The following is a 6,221-nucleotide window of genomic DNA, read 5'->3' as shown; positions in this document are numbered from 1 at the left end:
CACCCGCCCCGATCTGATCTTGCAACCCGGACCAGCCGCTCAGATCGGGGCTGATCGCCTGCCGGATGCAGACCAAAGTGACATTTCTACTTTGCAAACATCCGGACATTTCAACTTCACCGCCACACGCGTGTAGCCGGGTACATTCTATTTCCAAGTGCGAAGCCTCAGCTGCCAGCGCCGGCCGTTGATCATTCCGCACGAGATCACCCAATCGAAGGACGAACAGATCATCATCGTGCAGGGCCACTGTGGACGGGCGATCTACTTCCGTCGCAAGGATATGGATGCGGCGGCCGAGGCAAACTGCTTCGTCAAATCCCCTTCATGACGGTCAATACGCCGCCACACTCTTGCCGTAGCAGGTCAGCGGAACCGGTTGACTTCCGTGGCCGACTTGCGGCGGCTGATGAATTCGCGCAGCAACGGCAGAAAGAAGGCCTTGCTGAAGCGACCGATCGGCGGCTCGGGCTCGAGATAGAATGAATTGCCGACGATGTTGGTGTTGAACTCGTCGAAGATGATCCAAAGCCTGCGATCGGCATCGAGGCCGGCGCGGCGCTTTTCGATTAATGGCACCTCCACAGCAAAGCACGACACGTCCGGCTGCTTGGTGGTGATAGGAAAGAACAGGACCAGATCACCGTCCGGCCGTGGCATTCTCACGCCCACGGCGACCGGCCGCTCCTTGCGTCTTCCGTCTCTCCACGCTCAGCCTCGCGCGCCCACAGGTAAGGATACCGTATAACGCTTGCGGTCTGGATCAGGTCGTAGCTCACTACCGACCTGCCTCATCCTCGCCGGCATAGGTCTCGACGGCGTTCTCGAATTCAGCGAAGGGTTCATCCGACATGGTCCCTATGGTGCCGACGGATCGGCGGTCGGATTGTTTCATCAGCCGCTCGTAATCTTCAATGTTGAGGAGGACGAGGCGCGGCTTGTTGCGCTGGGTGATGGTGACCGGATGACGAAGCGCCTCGGCGATGATGTCGCCGGATTTCCGGGAGAGATCGCTGGTAGAATAGGAACCGCTTGACCTGGGCATAGGCGTCCTCCTTTGCTGTATTTGTTGTTATATACAGCATTTCCAATAATGCTGAATATAGTGGAGGCTGCCTTTATTTTCGGCGATTGAACTCTCTGGACCAACCTGATCGGAAGCTGAGCCTGGCCGGTCTGCAGTGGGTTCCGACCTCCGGATGGACTAGTCCCGCCGCGCCATCATCACCTGGCGCGGATATTTCGCGGCTAGCTCAACCTCACATAAAGAACGAGGCATGGCGAAAAGGCGCGCAGGCCACCACGCCTTATAATTACGTTTTTTTATCCGCGAGGGCTTGTAAAGCGTCGTTGGTGGCGCCCTCCTCTGCACGGTCGTAGCAACTCCTGCAGATCACCCTCCGGCTATGCCGTCAATTTGCACAATTGGCTAACATGGACGTGCCCGAGCGGTCCGTGAGGATCACGTTCCCGGAAACATTGCGGCGATCGGTTCCGGTTAGCCAGCGCTCCGGCGAAAAATAGGTCTTGGTCCTCATCTGCGACGCTGAGGTCGCCTTAAGACCAAGAACAAAATCAAAATTGCTTCCGCCGTCGGCTTCGCGCTTGAAACTGAGATAGGCGCCGAACCTTTCGTATTCTACATTTCGAAGCTTTTGGATCGACGTAAGACTATCCTCTAAATCACGCCAGCACGCCTGCTTCACAATGATCTCGAACATGCGCAGGATGGCCGGGGCGAGACGCCCCTCATCGTCGGTCGTCGGCCCGATGATCCTGGCGCGGACCTCAACAATCTCGCCCATTTCATTTCCACGAACTTTGAGGAAGGTGGAACTCAGGGGACGCGTCTCGTCCCGTTCGTAAACGCGCTGAAAATAACATTCATAATTGCGATTGCGCATCGACGCGGCTTTCCACTCGCTCACCGCGATACCGGCCTCTCGAAGAGCAGAGCAAATATTCGACCCCGAGACGCGCCACATCCGCAGAAACTCACCTGCCAGCTCCGGCTTCGGGACCTCGATCAGCTGCGGCGATATCGACGTCGGCCGGAGAGGAGAAGCAGCCTCATCATCACGGCGGGCGGCGGTTTCCGATGACGGGGCAGCCTTATCGAGAGATCGATCTTCAACGCGCCCAGGCGGACCTTCGAGACGGTCGCTTCCGCCGAAAAACACGACGATGCCCGCTACGAGCAACATGCCGATCAAAAGCACTGGCCAAAGCAGCCAGCGGGGGACGTTCCGCCACGGGAAATTCCGGTGTGAACGCGGGCCACCGCCAGGAGGATCGACGGCTGATGACACCTTATCCACGGCGCGGCCTCACAAACAAAATAGGAACCGGTGCGCGTTCGAAGTCGATCGACCTCGATTCTCTTTGCGACCAATCGGGCTCGGATCGATCAACCCTGGTCGCGGCTCCTGCTGAAGGTGAGCAACGCATCTGAAAAACGGTACGGTCTGCTCGACTCACCTTCGACACTGCGAGTGTGAGGTTAGTCTCATATAGCGTCAAGCGGTGAGACTTCACGAACATGCAGGCGACCCAAACCGCAGACGATGAGACGCGGCATCTGCCTCGAAGCTCACTCGGAACTGGTTTTCAGCCAACCGATCCGCCGGCCTACGGTTCACGTATCGCGCTATCGAGTCCGCGCAGCAACGGATACAGGAAATACGAGATCACCGTGCGGTTGCCGACCTTGATTTCCGTCGACACGGTCATGCCGGGAAGCAGCCGCACCGGCACATCCGCGACATTCAGCCGGGTATCGGCAAGCAGGATCCGCGCCTTGAAGAAGGGGGCGGCCGGCTGGCCGGGGGTGGCTGTCTGCTCTTGTTGGCCGGTTAGAAAGGTGTCCTGGCTGATGGTTCTCACTTCGCCGGAGGCGGTGCCATATTTCTGGAAGGGATAGGCATCGAGCTTGATGCGCGCTTCCTTGCCGACGGCCACCCGGCCGATATCGCGCGTATTGATCGACACTTCGGCTTCGAGCGGCACGTTGATCGGCACCAGCGTGACAACCGGTTCGGCCTCCCGCACCACCGAACCGACCGAACGTTGCGCCAGATCGAGCACGACGGCATCGGCCGGCGCAGTCAGCGCCACCATATTGCGGCGCAGCTCCAGTTTCTTCAGCTCTTCACCCGCCATGTCGCGCTGGCTGCGCAGGTCGGCCAGCTGTTCCATCGCGGCGCGGCGGAAATCCTCGATAAAGGCCTGACGGTCGGCGAGCAGCTTGGCATAGGTGTGAGCTGCCTCGTCGGCCTTGCCGCGCACGGCAGTGATATCGGCCTCGACATCAAGGCGGGCGTCGCGCGAGCCGAGCATGGTCAGCAGCGAGCCGCTTTCCGTGTCATAGAGCTTCTTTCGTGTCGCCTCGATCAGTGAGAGGTTATCGCGCCGGTCGTTCAGCACGGCCTCCTGGTTGCGGTTTGCCGCAAGGACGGAGGACTGGCCGGCGATTTGCTGCTCGAAATTCTTCAGCTGCGCGGTGTAGAAGGCGCGCCGTTGGCCGAACAGCTGCACCTGCAACTGTTCGTCCGGCGTATTGCCGGCGACCTTCGAATAGTCCTCGCCGGTCAGCTCGGTCTCAAGCCGCTTCACCTGCGCGTCGAGAGCGGAGAACTTTGTCTTCAACTGACCGACATCGGCCTGGCTGAAGGTGGCATCGAGCGTCGCCAGCGTCTGGCCGGCATGCACCACTTCGCCGGCCTTGACGTCGATCGTGCGGATGATCGAGGTTTCGAGCGGCTGGACGACGATAGTCGGCTGAGTGGTGACGAGCTTGCCGGGCGCAATCACCACCTCATCGATCGACGAGACCGAAGCCCAGATGATCGCCGAAGCAATCAGCGCTGTCACGCAATATAGAGTCATTCGGGCGACCCGCGGCGGTGCGCGTTCCTCGAGCTCGACGGCATCGGACTGGAATTCAGCAATGACCGGCGGCAGTGGCGGGCGGGCGATGAGCTCCCTCCCCTTGCTTGAGTGGCTCTCGTTCGACTGCCCATTGTCCATGGGGGCCGGCAGGTTCTCGTTGGGTTTTCTCGCGTGCGCGCTCATGCAACCTGCCTCATCTGCTGGGACCACAGGTGGCGATAGGTCATGCAGCGCGATACAAGCTGATCGTGCCGGCCAATATCGGCGACCTTGCCACGTTCGACGACGAGAATGGCATCGGCATTGACGAGCGTCGAAAGCCGGTGCGAGACGATGATGACGGTACGGCCGGCCGCGATGCGGCTGAGATTGTCGCGGATGATCGCCTCGCTGTCAGGGTCCAGCGCGCTCGTCGCCTCATCGAAAATCAACAGCTTCGGGTCGGTGATCAGCGCGCGGGCGATCGCCAGGCGCTGCTTCTGTCCGCCCGACAGGTTGGCGGCGTTTTCCTCCAGCATCGTGTCGAAGCCGCGCGGCAGCCGTTCGATGAACTCTTCGGCGCCGGCGATGCGGGCAACCTCCATGATCTCCTCGATGCTGGCATCCGGCTTGGCGGCGGCGATATTGTCGCGGACCGAGCCGCGGAACAGGAAATTGTCCTGCAGCACGACGCCGATGCTGGTTCGAAGATGCACGAGGTCGATCTCGCGGCTGTCATATCCGTCCATGCGCACCAGCCCTTCCTGGCTCTGATAGAGACCCTGGATGAGCCGGGTGATCGTCGTCTTGCCCGAGCCGCTCTTGCCGACCACGCCGAACACCGAGCCGGCCGGAATGGCGAAGGAGACGTTGTCGAGCGCCGGCGCGCTGTCGGGAGCGTAGCGGAAGGTGACCCGATCGAACTCGATGCGCCCCTGCAGCCGCGGGCGGACACCGCGCCCGCGCCCCGCCTGCTCCGGCCGCTGGGTCATGATCTCGCCGAGCATGCGCACCGACAGCGCCACTTCCTGATATTCGTGCACCATGGTGACGATCTGCACCAGAGGTCCGGAGACGCGGCCGGCGAGCATGTTAAAGGCAACGAGCGCGCCGATGGTCATCGCGCCGTTGAAGACATCGAGCGCGCCGAGGCCGATGATCGCCACACTCATCAGCTTTTCCAGAAGGCCGGTCATCGATTGGGCGATGGTCGAAATCTTCTCGACCCGGAAACGCACCGAGATCGACTGGGCCGAATAATCGTCCCAAACCTTGCGCTGGCGCGGTTCCAGCGCCAGCGATTTGACCGTGCGCATGCCGTGCACGGTTTCCACCAGCAGGGCCTGGCGGTCGCCTTCCGCCTGATAGAGCGCCTGCAGGCGGCGCTGGAACGGCCCGACCAGCAGCATCACCACCAGGCCGACAAGCGCTGCGAAGCCGAGAACCACGAGCGTCAGCTTGACGCTGTAGAGAAGCAGGATCGGCACGAAGACAAAGAGGGACACGCCGTCGAGAAGCGTCAGGAACAGCCGGCCGGTCAGGAATTCGCGGATACGCCCCGTCTGCTGCATATGCTTGACGAGCACGCCGGCAGAGGCCTGCTCGAAGAGCGCGATCGGCAGATTGAGCAGATGGCCGAAAGTGCGGGTCGCCACCCGGATGTCGATCCTGTTGGTCGCGTAGAGCAGGAGATAGCGGCGCAGGAAGCTGAAGGTCGCGTCGAAGACGAGCGCCACGGCGATACCGATCGTCAGAACCGTCAGTGTCGCATAGCTCTGATGTACGAGCACCTTGTCGATCACCAGCTGAAAGAACATCGGGGTTGTCAGTCCGAGGCCGTAAAGGACGAAGGCAGCGAGCGCGACATCGCGGAAGAAGCTGCGCTGCCTGATGATTTCAGGCACGAACCAGCGGAAGCCGAAAGGCCGGTCCTCATCGGACATGCGATAGTTGCGTTTCAGCAGAACCACCGATCCAAGCCAGGCCTTGGCGAATTGCTCTTCGCTGAGCATCATCGCTTCGGCGCGTGACGCCAGCGGGTCGAGAACGCGAATTCTCTCGTCCTCGCCGCTCCCGACGGCGTCGGCGATCACCACCCAATTGCCGTTCGTCAGTTCCGCCAGCACCGGAAAGGCCTGGCCGAGCTGAAACAGGGATCGCCAGTCGAGCGTCAGATGCCGGGCTCTGAGGCCGGCATCCTTCGCCATGCGCAGCAGCTGCCGCACGGCAACGGGATCGTTGCCGACGGCATAATCGTGCTGTAAGCGCTCAGGCGCAAGATCGACGCCATGATGACGCGCGACGAGCGCCAGACAGTGCAGGTTGGTATGCAGAAAACCACTCATGGCCCACCC

General features: G+C 61.0%; 4 protein-coding genes and 2 pseudogenes. 1 reads left to right on the top strand and 5 read right to left on the bottom strand.

The window, feature by feature from the left end:
• Positions 1–163: 163 nt before the first annotated feature.
• A pseudogene (locus tag EFD56_RS03040) lies at positions 164–331 on the top strand (type IV secretory system conjugative DNA transfer family protein); the annotation flags it as partial.
• A gap of 35 nt (positions 332–366) precedes the next feature.
• Here EFD56_RS03040 and EFD56_RS03035 read toward each other — a convergent pair.
• The 5 genes and pseudogenes from EFD56_RS03035 to EFD56_RS03015 all read right to left on the bottom strand — a co-directional run bounded on the left by EFD56_RS03035 (position 367) and on the right by EFD56_RS03015 (position 6,212).
• Positions 367–779: pseudogene (locus tag EFD56_RS03035) on the bottom strand (hypothetical protein).
• Entirely contained in the window at positions 779–1,045 is a 267-nt protein-coding gene (locus EFD56_RS03030) for a type II toxin-antitoxin system prevent-host-death family antitoxin (RefSeq protein WP_126904577.1), read from the bottom strand. The pseudogene EFD56_RS03035 and the gene EFD56_RS03030 overlap by 1 nt, the downstream one beginning before the upstream one ends.
• A 367-nt stretch (positions 1,046–1,412) precedes the next feature.
• Positions 1,413–2,204 (bottom strand): DUF6030 family protein, encoded by a 792-nt coding sequence (locus EFD56_RS03025; protein ID WP_425376303.1) that lies wholly within the window; start codon positions 2,202–2,204, stop codon positions 1,413–1,415.
• Positions 2,205–2,628: 424 nt separating this feature from the next.
• Positions 2,629–4,071: an HlyD family type I secretion periplasmic adaptor subunit gene (locus EFD56_RS03020; protein WP_029531752.1), complete on the bottom strand. Its 1,443-nt coding sequence runs from the start codon at positions 4,069–4,071 to the stop codon at positions 2,629–2,631.
• On the bottom strand, positions 4,068–6,212 hold the full coding sequence (locus EFD56_RS03015; protein ID WP_126904575.1) for a peptidase domain-containing ABC transporter: 2,145 nt from the start codon (positions 6,210–6,212) through the stop codon (positions 4,068–4,070). The genes EFD56_RS03020 and EFD56_RS03015 overlap by 4 nt, the downstream gene beginning before the upstream one ends.
• Positions 6,213–6,221: the final 9 nt, after the last annotated feature.

This window comes from Rhizobium phaseoli (assembly GCF_003985125.1).
GTDB lineage: Bacteria > Pseudomonadota > Alphaproteobacteria > Rhizobiales > Rhizobiaceae > Rhizobium > Rhizobium phaseoli.
Note: the sequence above shows the minus strand (reverse complement) of the source record. Positions and strands in the feature narration are given on the sequence as shown.